The 20,030-nt window shown below is 65.4% G+C and carries 14 protein-coding genes; 7 read left to right on the top strand and 7 right to left on the bottom strand.

Annotated elements, in window-relative coordinates:
* Both B0E47_RS03235 and B0E47_RS03240 read left to right on the top strand, forming a co-directional pair.
* Nucleotides 1-2,598: a TonB-dependent receptor gene (locus B0E47_RS03235; protein WP_077512480.1), complete on the top strand. Its 2,598-nt coding sequence runs from the start codon at nt 1-3 to the stop codon at nt 2,596-2,598.
* 410 nt (nt 2,599-3,008) lie between these two features.
* Nucleotides 3,009-4,838, top strand: coding sequence for a tetratricopeptide repeat protein (locus B0E47_RS03240; protein ID WP_168170997.1), 1,830 nt, complete (start codon nt 3,009-3,011; stop codon nt 4,836-4,838).
* Here B0E47_RS03240 and B0E47_RS03245 read toward each other — a convergent pair.
* From B0E47_RS03245 to B0E47_RS03260, 4 genes are all read right to left on the bottom strand, one after another.
* Nucleotides 4,835-5,479, bottom strand: a complete 645-nt coding sequence (locus tag B0E47_RS03245) for a TIGR02466 family protein (RefSeq protein ID WP_077512484.1) — start codon at nt 5,477-5,479, stop codon at nt 4,835-4,837. The two genes, B0E47_RS03240 and B0E47_RS03245, sit on opposite strands and share 4 nt — an antisense overlap.
* Before the next feature lie 217 nt (nt 5,480-5,696).
* A complete protein-coding gene (locus B0E47_RS03250) occupies nt 5,697-7,082 on the bottom strand; it encodes a glycoside hydrolase family 125 protein (protein WP_077512486.1) in 1,386 nt (461 codons plus the stop codon).
* A complete protein-coding gene (locus tag B0E47_RS03255) occupies nt 7,079-9,256 on the bottom strand; it encodes a glycoside hydrolase family 36 protein (RefSeq protein ID WP_077512488.1) in 2,178 nt (725 codons plus the stop codon). The genes B0E47_RS03250 and B0E47_RS03255 overlap by 4 nt, the downstream gene beginning before the upstream one ends.
* 105 nt (nt 9,257-9,361) lie before the next feature.
* The gene (locus B0E47_RS03260; RefSeq protein ID WP_077512490.1) at nt 9,362-11,005 is read right to left on the bottom strand and encodes a HAMP domain-containing sensor histidine kinase; all 1,644 of its coding nucleotides are present in this window, start codon (nt 11,003-11,005) and stop codon (nt 9,362-9,364) included.
* Nucleotides 11,006-11,169: 164 nt separating this feature from the next.
* Here B0E47_RS03260 and sucC point away from each other — a divergent pair, with 164 nt between their 5' ends.
* The 3 genes from sucC (at nt 11,170) to B0E47_RS03275 (ending at nt 15,121) form a co-directional block, all read left to right on the top strand.
* Entirely contained in the window at nt 11,170-12,468 is a 1,299-nt protein-coding gene (gene sucC, locus B0E47_RS03265; RefSeq protein ID WP_256363529.1) for an ADP-forming succinate--CoA ligase subunit beta, read from the top strand.
* 14 nt (nt 12,469-12,482) lie between these two features.
* Nucleotides 12,483-13,355, top strand: coding sequence for a succinate--CoA ligase subunit alpha (gene sucD / locus B0E47_RS03270; protein WP_077512494.1), 873 nt, complete (start codon nt 12,483-12,485; stop codon nt 13,353-13,355).
* 74 nt (nt 13,356-13,429) lie between these two features.
* Nucleotides 13,430-15,121, top strand: a complete 1,692-nt coding sequence (locus B0E47_RS03275; RefSeq protein ID WP_077512496.1) for an NAD+ synthase — start codon at nt 13,430-13,432, stop codon at nt 15,119-15,121.
* Nucleotides 15,122-15,170: 49 nt separating this feature from the next.
* Here B0E47_RS03275 and B0E47_RS03280 read toward each other — a convergent pair whose 3' ends face one another.
* The gene (locus B0E47_RS03280) at nt 15,171-16,037 is read right to left on the bottom strand and encodes an outer membrane protein assembly factor BamD (protein WP_077512498.1); all 867 of its coding nucleotides are present in this window, start codon (nt 16,035-16,037) and stop codon (nt 15,171-15,173) included.
* Between the two features lie 73 nt (nt 16,038-16,110).
* On the opposite strand from B0E47_RS03280, the gene rluD reads away from it, so the two are divergent.
* Both rluD and pgeF read left to right on the top strand, forming a co-directional pair.
* Entirely contained in the window at nt 16,111-17,085 is a 975-nt protein-coding gene (rluD, locus tag B0E47_RS03285) for a 23S rRNA pseudouridine(1911/1915/1917) synthase RluD (protein ID WP_077512500.1), read from the top strand.
* A gap of 67 nt (nt 17,086-17,152) precedes the next feature.
* Nucleotides 17,153-17,947, top strand: a complete 795-nt coding sequence (gene pgeF, locus B0E47_RS03290; RefSeq protein ID WP_077512503.1) for a peptidoglycan editing factor PgeF — start codon at nt 17,153-17,155, stop codon at nt 17,945-17,947.
* Here pgeF and B0E47_RS03295 read toward each other — a convergent pair.
* Nucleotides 17,932-18,537, bottom strand: coding sequence for a 2OG-Fe(II) oxygenase (locus B0E47_RS03295; protein ID WP_254422784.1), 606 nt, complete (start codon nt 18,535-18,537; stop codon nt 17,932-17,934). The genes pgeF and B0E47_RS03295 overlap by 16 nt on opposite strands.
* A complete protein-coding gene (locus tag B0E47_RS03300) occupies nt 18,534-19,841 on the bottom strand; it encodes a tetratricopeptide repeat protein (protein ID WP_077512505.1) in 1,308 nt (435 codons plus the stop codon). Before B0E47_RS03300 ends, B0E47_RS03295 begins: the two co-directional genes overlap by 4 nt.
* Between the last annotated feature and the right edge of the window lie 189 nt (nt 19,842-20,030).

Below are 20,030 nucleotides of genomic sequence, written 5' to 3' on the forward strand. Positions count from 1 at the left end.
ATGAATCATCCTGAACTAATAAGACTCGCGCTGGTGACTGCGATCACCGCCGCGCTTCCGCAGATGGTATGGGCGGCAGGCCCCAACGGACCTGCACCGGCGGCGCAGGCCGATACCCAGACCGATACGCAGGCCGCCAGCACTCCGGCCGCCAAGAGAGGCCCCAAGTCCGACCTCAAGGATGTCAAGTCCCTGCAGGCCGTGGTGGTGACCGCCAACGCCGGTGGCGTGAAGAAAATCGATGCGAGCTACAACGTCGTCACCGCCGATCGCCAGCAGATCACCGACGCCAATCCGAAGAGCACCGCAGATCTGCTGAAGATCTCGCCCGGGATCTGGCCGGAGTCCAGCGGCGGCCAGACCGGCGCCAACATCGAGATCGCCGGCTTTCCGGGCGGTGGCGACGCGCCGTTCTTCACGATGATGGTCAACGGCACGCCACTGTATGGACTGCCGTCGCTGTCGTTCATGGACAGCAGCTCGCTGTTCCGTCTCGACGACACCATTGATCGCGTCGAGATCGTGCAGGGTGGACCGGGCGCGATCTTCGGCCCCGGACAAATGGGCGCCACCGCCAACTTCCTTCTGCGCCAGGGCACGGACGTGCCCTCGGGTGACGTCGGCGTGACCTACGGCAATGAAGGCATGTATCGCGTGGACGGCTTCTTCGGCTTCCCCATCGCCGAGAGCTGGTATGGCAGCATCGGCGGCTTCTATCGCCGGTCCGATGGCGTGCGCGATCCGCAGTTCCTGTCGGATAACGGTGGCCAGCTGACGGCGACCGTGTCACACGACATGGACAATGGAAGCCTGCTGCTGTGGGCGCGTGCACTGGACGACAAGAACCAGTTCATCACGCCGACGGCGATCATCCAGGGCAGCGGTTCCAACTACTCCAGCTTCCCCGGCATCGACGCGCTGACTGGAACCTACTACAGCAAGGCGATGCAGCACGTCCAGGTGCCCGGACCCTACGGCAACATGTTGAACGCCGATCTCGCCAACGGACGAGGCGGCAAGCTGAACTATTTCGGCGGCAGCTACAGCGGCAAGTTCGGCGAATGGAGCGTGGACGACCACTTCGTGGTCGGCGGGGGGCAGCTCAATACCAATGCGCTCTTCTCGGGCCCCAACCCGAAGCCGCTGAGTTATTACCTGTATGGCTGCAACATGGCCCAGCCGGCCGGCTTCTGCGACGCGAGCAACAAGCCCGTCGACGGCGACACGTTGAACTATCCCACCAGCTACAACGTGCAGGCCAACTATGTCGGCGGCGGCGCCGTCCCGATGGATCAGAGCGTCATCCACCAGGGCTGGTGGTTCATCCAGAAAGAGTTGCACACGTTCAACAACGACTTCCGCGTCAGCAAGGATCTTTTCGACGGGAATACCCTGACCGCCGGGTTCTACTACGCCCGCTCGACCGACACCGACAACTGGTCCCTCGGCAACCAGATGCTGATGACCAACACCAACAATGCCCGGCCAATCACCTTGAGCTATGTGCAGGGTGGCCAGACCTACTACGTGACCAACCCGCAGGGCTTTGTCGACTTCACCGGGAATTACGACATCGCGGAAAACGGCGTGGCCGTAAACAAGGCCCTGTACCTGTCGGACTCCTGGAAGATCGGCCAGTGGTTGTTCGACGTTTCCGGCCGCGTGGAGAACCAGCACGTCACGCAGAACACCTGCAACACCACGAAGATCGATCTGGACGGCAATGCCTACACGCTCTACGACAACGGTACGCCGGTCTGCAACGGCACGTATGATCACGAGGATTACAACAAGAGCCATCCCTCGTTCACGATCGGCGCGAACTACGAGATCGCCAGCAACATGAGCGTGTACGTGCGGGCCAATACCGGTGCGCATTTCGACGATTTTGACAATGGCATCCGGGGCACCGGCGGCAACTTCGCGCCGATGGAGAAGGTGCGCAACCTCGAGGCGGGCTTCAAGTACCAGTCGCCCACCGTCTATGTGGATCTCAGCGTCTATCACCGCACGTTCACCGGTCTGCAATATCAGGAGACCTCGACTTCCGGCGTGCCGATCGGGGCCATTTCCACCTATGGCTCCTCGACCAAGGGGCTGAACTTCAATGGTTCCTGGTCGCCGATCGAGAACCTGAAGCTGACCCTGGTCGGCAACTACATGGACGGCCATTACACCAACTACAACGGCTGCGCGGAGTTCACCGACATCAACGGCAACACGCAGTGCGTCGGCCTGAATGGCCAGCCGCTGCAACGCCAGCCGAAGCTGCGCTACATGTTTACCCCGAGCTACCGCATCGTGACCGGGTGGGGCGACATCACCGGATTCGTGACCTATACGCATATCGGTCAGCGCTATGAAGACCAGTCCGGCCTGCAGCCATTGGGTCCGTACCACACGCTGGATGCGGGCATCGTTGCCAATGTCCAGCAGAACTGGCAGTTCACCCTGCGCGGAACCAACTTGACCAACGAAATCGGTCTGACTGAAGGCAACTCGCGGGTGTTTGGCGTCAATACCGGTATCGGCGGCGTGATCATGGCCCGTTCGATCGAGGGCCGCGAGGTGAATCTCCAGGCCAAGTACAGCTTCTAGCTCCTCGACTTACCCTGGATGCATCGTTCAGGGTGGCCCGGATCGTTTCCCTCGGCGATCCGGGCCGTTTCGTTTGGCGCACCGGCCAGTTACATTGAGGCCTTCAAGTCGCCCTGCACGCTCATCGCCTGTTCGATGCTGCGATCCGGCGTTCAACGGTCGATGGCATGAGAGTTTGTGATTTTTTCAAACTCGAAGCCCGGCCATGGCGAGGGCAAGGATGCCCGAGTTGAGGCAACGCAGGAGCAGTTGCCCGATGGCCGGACGCGGATCGATCACGCAAGTGATTGATTCGCGTGAGCGAGTCCGGACATGTGCCGGATTCGCGATAGAAGAAAACCGCAGGATGTGGTTTTCGTCACAAGCTCTGAGAGGTGAAACATGCATCCATCATGCGAGTGCGTCGTCGCATGGCCGTGACGTCCCCCGCGGTCATCGAAGCGATGCGGCAAATCAGCGCCCTGCTGCAGCAGGGAAGTTTCCGCGACGCGCACAACCGGCTCGCAGCGATCGTTGCGGAGCATCCGGACTTTGCCGAGGCAAAACGCCTGCTGGCCGGAACCCGCCTGGCGCTGGGCGACGCCGTGGGCGCCGAAGCACTCCTGCGCGAGGCGCTGCTGATCGATCCGGCTTGGACGCCTACATTGGCCACCCTGGGTGAGCTGCTGCTCAATAGCGGCCGCGCCGGCGAGGCCGAGCCGCTGTTGCAGCAAGCCGCCATCGGCACGCCGGCGTTTCCGCGGGCCGCTCTCGTGCTCGCCCGCCATTTCAACGATACGCAGCGCCCGGCGCAGGCGCTTGAGGTGCTGGAGCGCCACTGCACCGGCGGCAGCGCGGACGCCGAACTGGTCACCCAGCATGTGGCGGCGCTCGCCGCGCTGGGCCGACAGGATGACGCGGTGGCGTTCTATCGGCATGTCGTGGCCGCGGCGCCAGATCATCCTGCTGCTGCGCATGCCCTGGCCATTGCGCTCGACGCCGCGAATCAACCCACGGAAGCCGAGCGACTGACGCGCCGGGCGGTGGCGCAGGGGCGCCCGACCGCGCTGCTCTACTACACGCGTGGCCGCAGTCTGACGGCGCTTGGCGATTTCGAGGGTGCCGAGGCGGCCTTGCGCGATTGCCTGCGCCTGCAACCGCAGTTGGCCGACGCGCAAAGCCATCTTGCCCGGCTGGTCTGGATGCGCACCGGCGACCGCGTGCAGGCTACCGCGACGCTGGATCAGGCCCTGCTCATGTTCGCCAACGACGATGCCTTGCGCGCCGCGAAGGCGGCCATCCTGCAGGGCGCCGGCGACCCGCGTGGAGCATATGCCTGTCTGTCAGCGCCGGCCGCACTCGCGCACGCCGCGCCGGCGTTGCTGGTGCGCGCTGGTTTGGCCGCGCTGGAATTCGAGCCGTCGATCGCGCTGGAGCTGGCCGCGCGCGCGCTGCGCGTTGCGCCTGCGGACATGGCCGCGCGCACCTTGCTGGTGGCTGCCCGGCTCGGCGTCGGCGACGCGCTCGGCGCGCTGCCCGATTGCGATGTGTTGCTGGCGGCCGCTCCCGACGATCAATACCTCATCGCCCTGCAGACCACGGCCTGGCGACTGCTCGGTGATCCGCGCTACCAAGAACTCTGTGACTACGCACAATGGGTGTTGCCACAGGCGGTGGCCGTGCCGCCCGGTTGGGACGATCAGGCCAGTTTTCTTGCCGACGTGAAACGTAGCCTGGCGCGCCTGCATGACGGGCAGCGCCACCCGCTGCTGTTCCAGTCACTGCGCCACGGCACGGAGACCACGGACGACCTGACGCGCAGCGCCGACCCGGCGATCCAGGCGCTGTTCAAGACTTTTGCGGCACCGATCGATGCTTACCTGCAGCACATTGGCCACGGCACCGACCCGTTGCGCCGGCGCAACCACGGCGGCTGGCGTTTCAATGGCAGCTGGTCGGTCAGGTTGCGCACGGCGGGTTTCCACACCAGCCACGTGCATCCGCGCGGATGGATCTCGTCGGCCTGCTATATCGACCTGCCCGACAGCATGGCCGACACGCGAAGCCGGGACGGCTTGCTCAGCTTCGGTGAGCCCGGCATCGTCACCACGCCGACTTTGCCGGCGCAGCACGTGGTGCGCCCCGAAGTGGGCATGCTGGTGCTGTTCCCGTCGTATTTCTGGCACGGCACGCTGCCTTTTTCCGGTGAACGGACGCGCCTGACGGTGGCGTTCGATGTGGTACCCGATGGCCGCGCTTAGGCCGTCACTGCATTGAAGGAGATCGAGATGCGCGGCTCGTCGCTTTCGTGCGGCTCCACGAAATGCTCCATCCAGCACGGGAACAACACCAGCAGGCCGGTCTCGGGTGCAAGCCGGATATCGCTGTAGCCGTTCGGCACTGCGCCCTTGACGTAGCCGTGGATCACGCCCGGCCGCGGGTCGCGGAACACCAGTTTGCCGGAGCCGGCGGGCACGCTCAGATAGAAGCAGCCGGACAGCAGGCAGCCCTCATGCACATGCAGGAAATTGAAGCCGCCGCGGTCGTGCAGGTTGATCCACGATTGCAGCGCGAACCGAGCACCGCGCACGCCCATCTCGCCCAGCGCCGCGGCACAGCCGGAATGAATCGCCTGTCGCAACGGGGCAAACACCGGTTGCTCCAGTATCGACATGTCTTCGCTGTTCCAGCCCTGGCGATTGGTTCGACCGGCTGGTTGCGGATGGGCCGCGCGCAGGGCCAGCGTGGCCGTGATCCACTCTTGCAGGCGCGGCGCCAGGGCGGGCAGGCCGGCTTGCCAGATCCGGGTCGGGAACAGATCGAAGGAACGCAGCGCGGGCGCGACGGCGGGTGACGTCGGGTTGGTGCCGCCGGCTGGCTTGAGCGTGAAATTTCCAGCCATCCGTTGTTTCCCTGTGTGATCCACCCAACTCCGGCGAGGAGAGGCGTGGTTCGGCCGATGGCCGGAATAGTGCGCGCGCGTCAGCGGCGCATGCAAGTTTCCGTGCCGCGGCAATTTGCCTGGCGACTCATCGATGATCCCATGAGTTGCGGCGATTGGCCGAAAGACGCTGCGACCTGCGAGTCTGTCCGCAAATCGGGAGGCTGCAGCACCTGCATCAGTGTGCCGCGCGCCTGGCGAATCGCAGGCCCGCCAGACTCGGCACGGGATGCGCAGGCGCGCCGCGCAGCCTTGCGATGTATTCGGTGAAGAAGGCATTCGGCCAGCCGAAGTCTTCGCGCGTGAATTTCCGGGCGTCGTGCGGATCGAACGACTCGTGCAGGCGATGGTCGCCGGGATCGCTGGCCAGCAGCATTTTCAGCACGCGTTGCCGTTCGGCCGGGTTGTCGGTGGTGAAGCCTTCGGCCAGCAGGCCGAGCGGCCAGACCATGCCCGGTGGCGTGTGCGGGCTGCCCAGCCCCGCTGCCAGCGGACCGGCGTAGTAGAATGGGTTGGCCGCGGAAAGCACGAAGCGCCGCGTGTTCTGGTAGATCGGATCGTCGATGCGGACATACCCGAAATACGGCGCCGCCAGCAGATCGGGGAGGTTCGCATCGTCCATCAGGTTGGCGTGGCCCAGTCCGTCGACTTCGTAGGCGTAGATCGGCTTCCCGTCGGGCCCTTTGGCGATGCCGTATTTCTGGATGCCGGCATGCACCTGCTGGCGCAGCGTTTCGGCGCGAGCCGCCATCTTCGGGTCGTGATAGACCGCGGCAATCTCCTTCAGTGCCGTCAAGGCCTGCACCGCCATCATCTCGGCGGGGATCAGATAGTTGTAGACACAGGGGTCATCGGATGGGCGAAAGCCGGTCCAGATCATGCCGGTCCACGCCACCGGATTGACGCCTGCCTGCTGGGTGTCGGACTTGAAGCGATAGGAGCTCCGGCGCCGATGGTGCTGTTCGATCCGCATGACGTCGAGCACGCGCAGGAAGGCCTTTCTGACCTCGGGCGTGAACACCGACGCATCGCCGGTCACCTTGTAGTATTTCCAGGCGAGCAGGATCGGGTAGCACAACGAGTCGAGCTCGAACTTGCGCTCCCACACCGTATAGTCCTGCCTGAATGCGTTCGCATAGGGATCGACGATCAGGTACTTCGCCTGGCGCTGGATCACCGCCTTGATCAGGGCGCGGATTTGCGGATCGTAGGCATAGTCGAGATAGGTCGCCTCGACCTGCACACTGGAGTCGCGCAACCATTCGGCGGGAATGTCGCCGGTCCTGACGTAGGCGGTGCCGTCGGCTGCTGCCACGATCTGGGTGCCGGTATTGAGCAGGGCCGAACGCACCATCGCCTGCAGGGCGGGATCCGGATCCCGGAAGGCCTTGGCGGCGGCGATGATCACGGCGGGTTGAACCACCAGTTTGCCGTCGGAGTATGCGTCGATTGCCGGCTTGCCTGCACTGACGGCAAGGGGCGTGGTGGCGGCTGGCCATGCCGCAGGTGAGGTGCACGCGCAGAGCAGGGCAAGTGCCAGCGGCCAGCCATGTCTTCTCGTCATGGCAGGCCCTCGATCGCCACCAGCTCGGAAGAATTCGTCGTCGGCAGCGACACGGACAAGCCGGACCGCATCAGGTCGCCCCCGTCCAGCACGCTGTCGGGTGACGAGTGGTCCCTGAAATGCAGGCGATACCGATGTCCGCTGCGCAGCCCGCGCAGCTTGAATCGGAACGCGCCTGGTGTCGCCGCGCTGCCATGGAAGGCATACAGCACCCCCTGGTCGCGCCCGGCATCGAAGTATTCGGTTCCGTCCCAGCCCTTGCCGTCCGGCCGCGGGCCCACGTGGTACAGATCCGCGGCACGGATCAACGGGCGCAACGTCGACTTGTAGAACGCGATTTCCCGCGCTGCGACGGCATGCTGCCGGGGCGTCCAGCTGTTGGTGTCGATCATCAGCGTGAACCAGCCCATCATCCCGCTGCGCAGCATGTAGCGGAAATTCTCGATCCGCGGCGTCGGCCACGCCTTGACGTAGGTTTCGAGCATGGCGGGCGGCAGTACGTGGCTGGCGTCGTAGAAGGCCTGCCGGTTGGATAGCGGGTCGTAGGAATCCACGATGGAGAAGTAGTCGCCGTGGGCCGCGCTGCCGAAATCGACCATGCGTCCACCGTCGTTGCAGATCTCCAGCAGCAGGCCGGGATGATGGCGTTTCAGTGCATCCTGGATCGCGTAGTAGGCGCGCGTGGCATGCAGGCTGACATCGGTCGAGTTGGAGCTGTCGACCCACAGGAAGTCGTCGTCGCTGTAACGGTGCGTCCTGGCCGGATCGATCGCGGCGTGCGGGTGATCGCTGCGATCGCAGCCCTGGGCCACCACATAGCCGTCGTGCTCGAGCATGTCGACATGGTAGTCGTGCACGATGCGGTTGGTCTCGCCGGTTGCCCAGGCTTGCGCAGCGGGTACGCCCAGGTCGATCGTGATGCCCTTGAATCCGGCCGGCTTCCAGCCCGGCGGCGGATCCGTGGTCAGCCAGTCGCGCACTTTCGGATCGGCGACGTTGAGCGCACCTTTTCCGGGGCTGGTACCGGCCTGGGCCCAGTCGGCCCAGAGTCCGAACTTCAGGCCGTGCCGGTGTGCGTAATCCGACAGCGCTGCAAGGCCATGTGGGAATTTCTTCGGGTCCGGATGCCAGTCGCCGACCGCGCGGAACCAGCCCGCGTCCAGATGGAACATCTCGAAACCCAGGCGCTGCGCATCGTCGATCATGCGTCGCGCCTGCGCCTCGCTGATCGCCATCGCGCTGCCCCAGCTGTTGACCGTCACCAGCGGATAGTCGGGATTGCGCAGCGTGCCCGGGTCGTTCAGTACCTGGCGAACCCAGCGATGCAGCATGTTGCCGGTATCGTCGATGTCGCCGTCGTCGGCGCCGACGAAGACGGTCGGGGTGGCGAAGGTTTCACCCGGCAGCAGTCGGGTGCTGAACGGGCCGGGTTCGGGGTTGAGTCCGACCGAGCCTTCGAGCGTCGCGCCGCGCCGTTTCAGCGTCATCGCGACGCGACCGCTGAACTCGACCCCAACGTACCAGCCGCCCGTCTTCGGATCCGCGCCGCGCACCAGCAGCCACGGGATGATCTCGCGTGCCTCGCCGGGGCGCGGGTGTGCAAACGTGCTCGATGTGGCGTGCCAGTCATGGCCATCGGCGATCGATACCAGATGCGTCCCGACCGGCGGCGGTTCGCCGGCACCCTTGTCGATCCACAGCTGCTGCAGCGGCTGGGTCGCCGGGATTTTCCAGGCGTAGCGGAAACTGTCCTGCAACGGAATCCAGATTTCCTTTCCACCGAGATTTTCGATCCGGATGACATGCTCGAGGGGGCCATGCCGTGCGGGCGCGCGCCATTCCCAATACAGCCGCAACCCGGCCGCCCGATCCTCGTACACCAGGCTCGCGGAGTCCCCGCGGCTTCGACTGGCGTCGCGATCGAATCGCCAGTGCAGGGGAATGTCCGCATCGCCGATCCTGGCGTGCCCGATCAGGGTGTCAGCCACCACGCCTTGCCATGCGGAATCGCCATCATGCACGAGCCACAACAAGCGTGGCGCCGACGCGCCGGCTTGCAGGGCGATCCGGTTGTCCGCGTTGCCGACCTGTATGGGTGCGTGCTGAACAACCTCTGCCAACAACGGCAGAGAGAGCAGGCCGAGCAAGGGGAATATCCACGCAAGACGACTCATCGGGTGACCTGTTCCGGCACCGCAGGCACGATACTCTGCATCGTTGGTGACGGGAATCGGCCGCCGTCCTGCCGGTTCGGCAGCGATAACGGCGCACCCGGGTCTTCAGCTCTCGTCGTCGTCGTCGCTGGTGGCCTTGTTCATCTGCGCTGGCGTCAAGGTCAGCCGGAAGCAACTGCCGCCGCCGGCCACGCGCACGTACTCCAGCGCGGCCTGGTTGGCTTCGCTCATCTGCCGTGCCAGGTACAGGCCGAGGCCGGTGCCGTACTCGTGAGTGGTGTAGAACGGCTCGAAGATCTGCGCCGCCACCTTGGGCGCGATGCCCGGGCCGCGGTCGATCACCTCGAGGATGGGTACGCCATGCTCGCCCTGGCGGGCGACCACCATGACGCGGGCCGGTTCGCCCGGCAGACGACCGTAGCGCAGGGCGTTCTGCACCAGGTTCCAGACGACTTGCTGCAGTTGTTGCGGATCGGCCAGCGCCACCACCGGCACGCTGCTGGTGGCGATCGAGCGCAGCGAGTCGACGCCGAGGTCGTTGCCCTGGCTGTATTCCTCGACGAAGTCCTGTGCCCAGTGGCCCAGGTCCAGTGTCTCGGGGCGCGAGCGCTCGCGCCGTGACAGCTGCAGGATGTTCTCGATGATCTCGTTCAGCCGGATGCAGTGGTTGTTGATGATCTCGACCATGCGCTGGTCGGTGCTGTCCATCGTGCGGGATTCGGCCAGCAACTGGGCGGAATAGCGGATCGCCGCCAGCGGGTTGCGGATCTCGTGCGCGATCGAGGCCGACAGGCGGCCGAGCGAACTCAGGGTGAGTTCCTCCGCGCGCCGCGACAGCAGCGAGGTGTCGTCCAGGAAGATCAGCACGTGCGAGTCGTCGTTCGGCGCCAGCCGGGTGAAGCGCGGCACCACCTCGGGCACGCCGTCGGCGAGCTGGGTGGCGGTTTCGTCCAGCTTGCCGGAGGTCATCCAGTGGTACAGGCGGCGCGACAGCTCCGGCGCCAGCTGGCCGAGGTCGCGCTGGTCGGCGCCGGGGTTGCCCAGCAGCATCCAGGCGGACTCGTTGATCTGGTGGATGCGGTTGGCGTCGTCGACCAGCAGCACGCCGGTTTTCATGCGGCGGATGATCAACTCGTTGATCTGCGACAGGTTGGCCAGGTCGGTACTGCGCTGTTCGGCCAGCGCCTCGGTGGCGCGCAATTGCTGGCCGAGCACGCTGCACAGGGCGGTCGTGGCGAAGTAGGCCAGGCCGAACAGGGCACCTTCCAGCAGGTCGCGATCGCTGGCATGGGCGGCGAGGGACCAGCCGAACACGGAAATCCCGAGCATGCCCAGCGTGGCCAGCGCGGCGAAGAACCCGGACAGGCGCAACGGCAGGATCAGCGCGCCGGCGCAGAGGTTCACCGCCAGCATCATCGCGATCCCGATGCGTGCATCGTGCATTGCCGCGATGGCCATCATCGCCGCGGCAATGTCGATCACCAGGGTCACCGCCACCGCGGTGCGGACATAGGACATGCTGCGCCGGTTCAGCAGCAGCGCCACCAGCGCGAATATCAGGTAAACCGTGGACAGCGTGCGCGCGAAGACCGGCGAGGTCAGTTGCGGCCAGCCCATGCCGGCGGGGCTGAAGGCCAGGCCGATGTACACCAGGGACTGCACCAGCCGGAACACATTGAGGAACGAGAGCTCGTGGCGGATCGTTGCCGTACCTGCGCGCGGGTCTGTGAGCAATGCTGGACTGGACACGTGGCTGATGATTCCAAGGCGGTTGCGGACGAGTATATGACGGGCCGACCGGCGCGCCACTGGCGCCGCGGTTGCCTGCCGGGCCGCATGAAACCGGCCTGCGTGGCCTGTCTGGGCGGTTGCCCTTTCCATTGTGGCCCGCTTCCGCGAAAATAGGCGGCCGTATGGTGCGGTTCAGCCCGTGTCTGGCCGCTGCGTCCCGTCCCGGCAGCGTGTCATTCCACCGTCCGACTCTCCTGACCCACGCTCCATTTCGCGCGTGCGGCCGCCATCGTTTCTCCGTTCGCTCGAGGTATCGAATGAATTTCCACGAATACCAGGCCAAAGAACTGTTTGCGCAGTACGGTATTGCCGTGCCGCCGGGCAAGGTTGCCAACTCCCCCGACGCCGCCGTCGATGCCGCCAAGGCATTGGGTGGCACGCAATGGATGGTCAAGGCGCAGATCCACGCCGGTGGCCGCGGCAAGTCCGGTGGCGTCAAGTTCTGCCGCAGCTTTGACGATGTGCGCGCCGCCGCCAAGGGCATGCTCGGCACCAACATGGAAACCTACCAGTCGGCCGGCCGCGCGCTGCCGGTGAACCTGGTGCTGGTCACCGACGCCACCGACATTGCCCGCGAGCTGTACCTGTCGATCCTGGTCGATCGCGACTCCAAGGCCGTTTCGTTCATCGCCTCCAAGCATGGCGGCGTGGACATCGAGCAGGTCGCCAAGGACACGCCCGAAGACATCCACACCATCGTGATCGATTTCGTCGAAGGGCTGCAGCCGTACCAGTGCCGCCAGCTCGGTTTCGCGATGGATCTCAACGGCAAGCAGGTCAACCAGCTGACGAAAATCATGCTGGGCCTGTACAAGCTGTTCAACGAGCAGGACCTGGCCCTGGTCGAGCTGAACCCGCTGGCCGTGCTGGAAGACGGCAACCTCGCCGCGCTCGACGGCAAGGTCAACTCCGACGACAACGCCGAATACCGTCATCCGAACCTGGCCGCCATGCGCGACCTGACCCAGGAAGACGCAGCCGAAGCCGCGGCGCAGCAGAGCAATCTCAACTACGTGACGATGGACGGCAACATCGGCTGCATGGTCAATGGCGCCGGCCTGGCGATGGCCACGATGGACGTGATCAAGCTGGCGGGCGGCGAGCCGGCCAACTTCCTCGACGTCGGCGGCGGCGCCACCAAGGAGCGCGTGACCGAGGCGTTCAAGCTGATCACCTCCTCGGACAAGGTGAATTGCATCCTGGTCAACATCTTCGGCGGCATCGTGCGCTGCGACATGATCGCCGAGGGCATCATCGCCGCAGTCAAGGAAGTGGGCCTGAAGATCCCCGTGGTGGTGCGCCTGCAGGGCACCAATGTCGATCAGGGTCGCGAACTGCTGGCCAACTCCGGCCTGGCGATCACGCCGGCCGACGATCTCAACGACGCGGCGCAGAAAGCCGTGGCTGCGGCCAAGGCCTGAGGAGCAATCGAAACATGAGCGTACTCGTCAACAAGAACACCAAGGTGATCGTGCAGGGCTTCACCGGCCAGCAGGGCACCTTCCATGCACAGCAGTGCCTCGACTACGGCACCAGGGTCGTCGGCGGCGTGACCCCGGGCAAGGGCGGCTCCGAACACATCGGCCTGCCGGTCTTCAACTCGGTCGATGAAGCCGTGCTCGAAACCGGTGCCGATGCGTCCGTCATCTTCGTGCCGCCGCCGTTCGCGGCCGACTCGATCCTGGAAGCGATCGACGCCGGCATCAAGGTCATCGTGGCGATCACCGAAGGCATCCCGGTGCTCGACATGCTGCGCGTCAAGAACGTGCTGCAGCAGCACCCGGAGATCGTGCTGATCGGGCCGAACTGCCCCGGCATCATCACCCCCGGTGAATGCAAGATCGGCATCATGCCCGGTCACATCCACCAGAAGGGCCGGGTCGGCGTGGTTTCGCGCTCCGGCACGCTGACCTATGAAGCGGTGTTCCAGACCACCAACGAAGGCCTCGGCCAGAGCACGGTGATCGGCATCGGTGGCGACCCGATCAACGGCCTGAACTTCATCGACTGCCTGAAGCTGTTCCAGGACGATGCGCAGACCGAAGGCATCATCATGGTTGGCGAGATCGGCGGCAGCGCCGAGGAAGACGCGGCCGAGTTCATCGGCGAGTACGTGACCAAGCCGGTGGTGTCGTTCATCGCCGGCGCCTCGGCCCCGGCCGGCAAGCGCATGGGCCATGCCGGCGCGATCATCTCCGGCGGCAAGGGCACGGCAGCCGCCAAGTTCGCCGCGCTGGAGAAGGCGGGCGTCACCACGGTGAAGTCGCCGGCCGACCTGGGCAAGGCGCTTGCGAAGCTGATGAAGTAAGTCGGCATCGCCGTACCGTAAAATGCGAAGGCCGCGACGCGTCGCGGCCTTCGTCGTCTCTGGAGCTCGAGTTCATGGCAAAGCTGCGTTTGGCGCTGGCCCAATACGATTTTGCGGTCGGCGCGGTGGCGGCGAATGCCGCGAAGGTGGGCGGGCTGATCGCGCAGGCGCGATCCGGTGGCGCGGGACTGGTGGCGTTTCCCGAGCTGACCTTGAGCGGGTATCCGCCGGAAGACCTGTTGCTGCGACCGAGCTTCCTCGCCGCCTGCGATGACGAGTTGAAGGCCCTGGCCGAGCGCACCCACGGCATCGCCGCCGTGGTCGGCCACCCGCACAGCGAGGGCGAGGTGTTCAACGCGGCCAGCCTGCTGCGCGATGGCAAGGTGGAGTGCACGGCGCACAAGCAGGCGTTGCCGAACTACGGGGTGTTCGACGACAAGCGCTATTTCCGTCCGGGCCATGCAACCGTCACCACGGTGATCGATGGCGTGCGCCTTGGCATCTTGATCTGCGAAGACGTCTGGCAGCCGGAGCCGGTGGCCCAGGCTGCGGCCAGCGGCGCGGAGCTGATCATGGTGATCAACGCTTCGCCGTGGGACGAGTGCAAGCAGGCCGAACGTGAAGCCGTGCTGCAGGCACGGGCGCAGGAAAGCGGCTGCGCCATCGTCTATCTGAATCTGGTGGGTGGCCAGGATGAGGTGGTCTACGACGGCAGCGCGCTGCTGGTGAATGGCAACGGCTCGATCGCCGCGCGCGCACCGGCCTTCGTCGATGCCCTGCTGTGGGCCGAGTTCGATCCGGCCACGCGCACCCTGTCCGCCGAAGACTGGCCGGTGGCAGCCGACAGTTCGATCGAGGCGACGCTGTACGCCGCGCTGGTGCGTGGCATCCGCGACTACATCGACAAGAACGGTTTCCCCGGGGTGCTGCTTGGCCTGTCCGGCGGCATCGATTCGGCGCTGACCCTGGCGCTGGCCGTCGATGCGCTTGGTGCGGATCGGGTCACCGCGGTGATGATGCCCACGCGTTACACCTCGTCCTTGTCGCTGGACGGTGCACGCGCGCAGGCCGAAAGGCTTGGAGTGGAATACCACGTCATCGACATCGAGCCGACCGTCGACGCGTTCATCATCGCGCTGGCCCCGGCCTTCGCCGGCAAGGGCAGCGATACCACCGAGGAGAACCTGCAGTCGCGCACCCGCGGCGTGATGCTGATGGCGCTGTCCAACAAGCACCGCAAACTGCTGCTGGCCACCGGCAACAAGAGCGAGATGGCGGTCGGTTATTGCACGCTTTACGGCGACATGTGCGGTGCCTATGCGCCACTGAAGGATGTCTACAAGACCGTGGTGTACCGCTTGGCGCGCTGGCGCAATAGAGCCGGGATTGGGGATTGGGGATTCGGGATTCGTAAAGGCGCGCTTCCGCTAGATGCCGGCTTTTCCCGAATCCCCAATCCCCAATCCCCAATCCCGGAAGAAGTCATCGAACGCCCGCCGTCGGCCGAACTGCGCGACAACCAGACCGATCAGGATTCACTGCCGCCTTACGACGAACTGGATGCCATCCTGGGCCGCTTCATCGAGTCCGAGCAGGCGCAGGCGGAGATCGTGGCGCAGGGTTTCGCTGCCGATACCGTCCGCCTGGTGGTGCGCCTGGTGCTGCTGAACGAATTCAAGCGCCGACAGTCGGCTCCCGGTCCGCGCGTGACCACCCGTGCGTTCGGGCGCGAACGGCGCTATCCCATCACATCAGGATGGCATTGAAGAGGGAACGGGGAATGCCGACCCCATTCCCGCTCGCGCAGCGGCCGGATCAGTGATGCCCGGAGAACGGGATCAACTTGCGCAGCGTGGACGGCGCACGCGGCCACTTCGGGTCGGTCAGGTACGGGTGATGCGGATAATTCAGCGCCAGTACGTCGCGGGTCTGCGTGGCAAGTTCCTTCTGGTCGAGCGCCAGATAGCTGCGCGTGAGGATGGCCAGCGCATCGCCGGTCTGCGGCGCCTGCTGGTAGTGCTCGATCACGTACTGGGAACGATCCGCGGCGGCGACATAGGCCTTGTTGTGCAGGTAGAACTCGGCCACGTTGATCTCGTACTGCGCCAGCAGGTTGCGCAGGTAGATCATGCGCTGGCGTGCGTCGGCAGTGTACGCGCTGTCGGGGAAACGTCGCGACAGTTCCGAAAAGTCGTCGAACGATTGCAGGTTGTAAGCCTGGTCGCGCCGCGACTGGCCGCCGGTACTCTTGGTGACGCGTTCGACGAAACCGGTGGTGCGGCCAAAATTGATCAGGCCGCGCAGGTAATAGGCATAATCGACATGCTTGTTGGCCGGAAACGTCTTGATGAAGCGGTTGACCGTCGACAGGGCGTCGTCCGGCTGGTTGTCCTTGTATTGCGAATAGGCCAGGTCAAGCTGGGCCTGCTCGTTGTACGCGCCGGAGGGGAAACGCGCGATCAGGCGCTGGTAGGCGCGACTGGCCACCGCATAGTTGCCGTTTTCCATCGCGCTGTGCGCCGTGTTGTACAGCGCATCCAGCGACATCGTGTCGATGTTTTCGCGCTTGTGGCCAAACATCGAGCACGCGCTGATCGAGAGGACCAGCACGAATGCGGCGAGCAGCTTGACGGCAGGCAGTGGGAACAACGACAACGTGGGCGAGCCGCTTGATAGGCGCATAGGAATGAATTCAGATGTTTGAACAAAGAAGATGCATGATAGCCGAAACCGGCTTCCGCCCGCGGAGACGGACATGACCACGATCCGGCAACAGGCCGAGGTTCCGCTGACTGCGGCAGGACGGCGTTTCGACCAGGCTTTGGCCGAGATGTTCCCCGAATACTCGCGTTCCCGCCTCAGCAGCTGGATCAAGGCCGGCGTGGTGACCCTGGACGGTGCCCCCGCGCCCCCGCGGCAGTTGCTGCGCGGCGGCGAGCGGGTGGAACTGGACGTGGAGCTGGAAACCGAGGTGCGCAGCCACCCCGAGGCGATCGTCCTGGACATCGTGCACGAGGACGAACACCTGCTGGTGCTCGACAAGCCGGCTGGCCTGGTCGTGCATCCCGGTGCCGGCAATCCGGCCGGTACCCTGCTCAATGGCTTGCTGCACCACGATCCGAAGCTGGCGGAACTGCCCCGCGCCGGGATCGTGCACCGGCTCGACAAGGACACCTCCGGCCTGATGGTGGTGGCGCGTACCCTGCCCACCTATACCGCGCTGGTCGATCTGCTGTCCCGGCACGAGGTGGAGCGGCAATACGAGGCCGTGGTGCTGGGCACCATGGTGGCCGGCGGCACGGTGGACGAGCCGATCGGCCGCAGCATGGGCGATCGCCTGCGCCAGGCGGTGCGCGACGAAGAGGACGGCAAGCGTGCGGTAACTCATTACCGCCTGCGCGAGCGTTTCCGCGCGCACAGCCTGCTGCAATGCCAGCTCGAGACCGGGCGCACCCACCAGATCCGCGTGCACCTGACGCATATCGGCCATCCGCTGGTCGGCGACCCGTTGTACGGCGGGGGCCTGAAGCTGCCCAAGGGTGCCACCGCGGAGCTGGCGGCAACCCTGCGCGGCTTTCGCCGCCAGGCGCTGCACGCCGAAAAACTGTCATTCATCCACCCGGCCACCGGCGAAGCCATGAGCTTCAGCGTTGAGCGACCGGACGACCAGCGGTTGCTGATCGAGGCCTTGCGCGCGGATCTGGTGGAGAACGGTCCGGATCACCATTGACCGGGTGCGCGGAATAAAGGCATCGAGTATGCGATGCTCCGCGACTCCCCACCCCATTCCCGTTGCCATGAACGACAGCTGGATATTTCCCGACTGGCCCGCTCCGCCGCAGGTGCACGCCGCGATCACCACCCGGCACGGCCCGGGTATTTCGGCGCCGCCGTTCGAGCGCTTCAATCTCGGCTTGCGCAGCGGCGATGCCCCCGATGCGGTGCAGTCCAATCGTGGCGCCCTGCAGCAGGTGCTCGGCCTGCCTTCCGCGCCGCGCTGGTTGCACCAGGTGCATGGCGTCAACGTCGCCCAACTCGGCCCTTTGCCCAGCACCGACGAGCCGGAGGCCGACGCGGCGGTCTCGCATATCCCGGGCACGGTGCTGGCGATTCTCACCGCCGACTGCCTGCCGGTGCTGTTCTGCGCCGACGATGGCAGTGAGATTGGCGCCGCCCACGCCGGATGGCGCGGGTTGGCGGCGGGCGTGCTGGAGGCGACCCTGACCCAGTTGGAAACCCCGCCAGGACGCCTGCTGGCCTGGTTGGGGCCGTGCATCGGGGCGGCCTCCTACGAAGTGGGTGAAGAAGTCCGCCGGAATTTCATGGCGACCGACCCGGCGTCGGCCGATTGCTTCGTTGCAACGCGATCCGGTCATTGGCTATGCGACCTGCCGGCCCTGGCGAGGCGACGGCTCCAGGCGGCAGGAGTGACGCGAATCCATGGTGGCGGCCACGACACCTTCGTGGATACGCGCTTCTATTCGTATCGTCGGGAGGGCGCGAGCAGCGGCCGCCTCGCCAGCGTGATCTGGCTGGATCCGTCGTCCCGAACGGTCGAGTCGTCGCGAACGGTCGATCAGAACAGCAAATAAGTGGAGATGATGTACTTGTCGTTCGAGCGCGGCGGCAGCCCGGCGTGCTGGAACATCCAGTACGGCGGAAACATCAGCAGGCGACCGGCGCACGCGCTGACGCGGATGTCGAGGTCGCAGAACTCGGTTTCACCGCCCTCGCTCACGTCGTTGAGGTACCACAGAAACACCATGTAGCGGTTGCAGGTGTAATCCAGCGCATCGAAGTGTGGCTGGAACTGGTCGGCCGCTTCGACCAGGTAGCGTTTGATGCGCAGGTTTTCCAGCCGGCCGCGTGCCGGCACCGGCAGGGTCAGTCCGGTGCGCTCGTTGTAGAGATCGAGGTGGCGCTGGATTTGTTCGCGGAACAGCCCTTCAAAGGACGCATCGGCGACCTTGCTGACGTTCAGTTCGGTCCACGCGCTCGACGTGAGTGCCTTGATCGAGCCCCGCTCGTTTCGCGTCTGCAGGCGCGACAACTGCTGGAACGAGTCGATCATGCGCTGGCACAGGCTGGCATCGAGTGCGTTGTCGAACCACTGTACATAGCGTGCGAGATCCCGCTTGGCGGGAATGTCGGCCGCTCGGGCGCTGCTGTCGGTGGTGTTCAAGCCAGCTCCTGCAGTCGGGTGTCGAAGTCGACGATGGCCAGGATCAGTGCCGTCAGCGCGTCGCGTTCAAGCTTGCGGAGTCGTGGATGCCAGATGTCGAACCGGAGCAGGCGGACCTCGCCGTCACCCGGATTGAAGCAGGCGGCGCCGAAGCTGGGGTCGAACACCATGCCGCTTCCTTCCTGCAACGCGAAGGTCTCGCCGCCGACCACGATCTCGCTGCGGCCACTGCCGGGCAGGGCGATCGCCACCCGGCAATGCGCATTGCTTGGCCCACGGCGTACCGGCGTGCGGACGCCGGGAGAAATGCAGACAATCGAAGCCTCCGGACCGTAGTGCGGGATCTTCGCCAGCGGGGTGTCGGCCAGGCAGGCGAGCAGTTGCGGTGCATGCAACCGGGCGGTGTCCGTCACGTGGCCACCGGCAAGCAGCGACACGCAACGCTCGTCGTCCGGTGCGGCGGTGGGCGTCTGGATCAGGCTGAATGGCGCCGCGGCGGAATCTTCGGCGTGAGCGGAGCGAAGGCAGGCCTCGATCTCCGCCATCGCACCGGCCACGCGGGTCAACAGGGTGCTCATCCACTCGAAGTGGGCATTTTCAAGTACGGGCGTCGCGTCGAGGCCGGGAACGTAAAGAATGCCGGCGCGCTGACGCGGATTGTCCGGCGGGTCGTTGCACTCGCGCAGGTAGGTCGCCAATGATCGCTCCACACGATCGAGGCCGCCCGGGGAGCTGTCGTTCCGCCATGGCTGCAGTGACGCGGCCAGCCATGCGCGCCGGTCGTGGGCGACATAGGCCATGGCGTGCCGAACCAGCGCTCGAAGTCCTGGCTCGGTGGTCTCGTCGTCGAGCCAGCGACCGGCATGCTGGGCGTCCAGGATCGCCCGGAAGTAGTGCAGCAGGGCGAGTTCCGGGCGCCGATCCTGTTCCAGAACCTGCGCAAGCAGCAGGCGTGCCGCGGTGTCGCGTCCCCGACTGAGTTCAAGCGCGCGCTCGAGCACATAGCGTGCCGCGTCCATGCGCTCGGCGATGCGGTAAGCGACGCCAAGATCCAGCAGCAGGGCGATATCGTTTCGATCGAAAGCGGCGGCGCGATTGAGCCATTCGATGGCGGCGCCTGCGTTTCCGCGCGCCAGGGCGGCATGTCCCAACACGCGCAGGATCTCCATGTTTTCCGGCTCGGTGGCGAGCACGCCCTGCATGGTTTCCTCGGCATCGGTCGGCCGACCCTCGCGCAGCGCCAGCCGCGCGGCATCCAGCGCCTGCCTGACCGGTGGACTTGCTGACAGATGGTCATGGGGCATGGTGATGGCCGGGTGTGCTCATCCGGCGCCAAAATAGCACGCTGTCAGGGCTTCGGTGGGCTTGTCGCGTCCCGCGCAGGGCGAGCCGTGGGGCGCCATCGAAGTCGGGCTTGCCTCGGTCGGCATCCGGCAGGAAGCCGGCCGGACGCAGCGCCCGTCCGGCACATTTCACGGACATCGATTTGGCCG

It is taken from the genome of Rhodanobacter sp. B05 (genome assembly GCF_002001085.1).
Lineage (GTDB): Bacteria > Pseudomonadota > Gammaproteobacteria > Xanthomonadales > Rhodanobacteraceae > Rhodanobacter.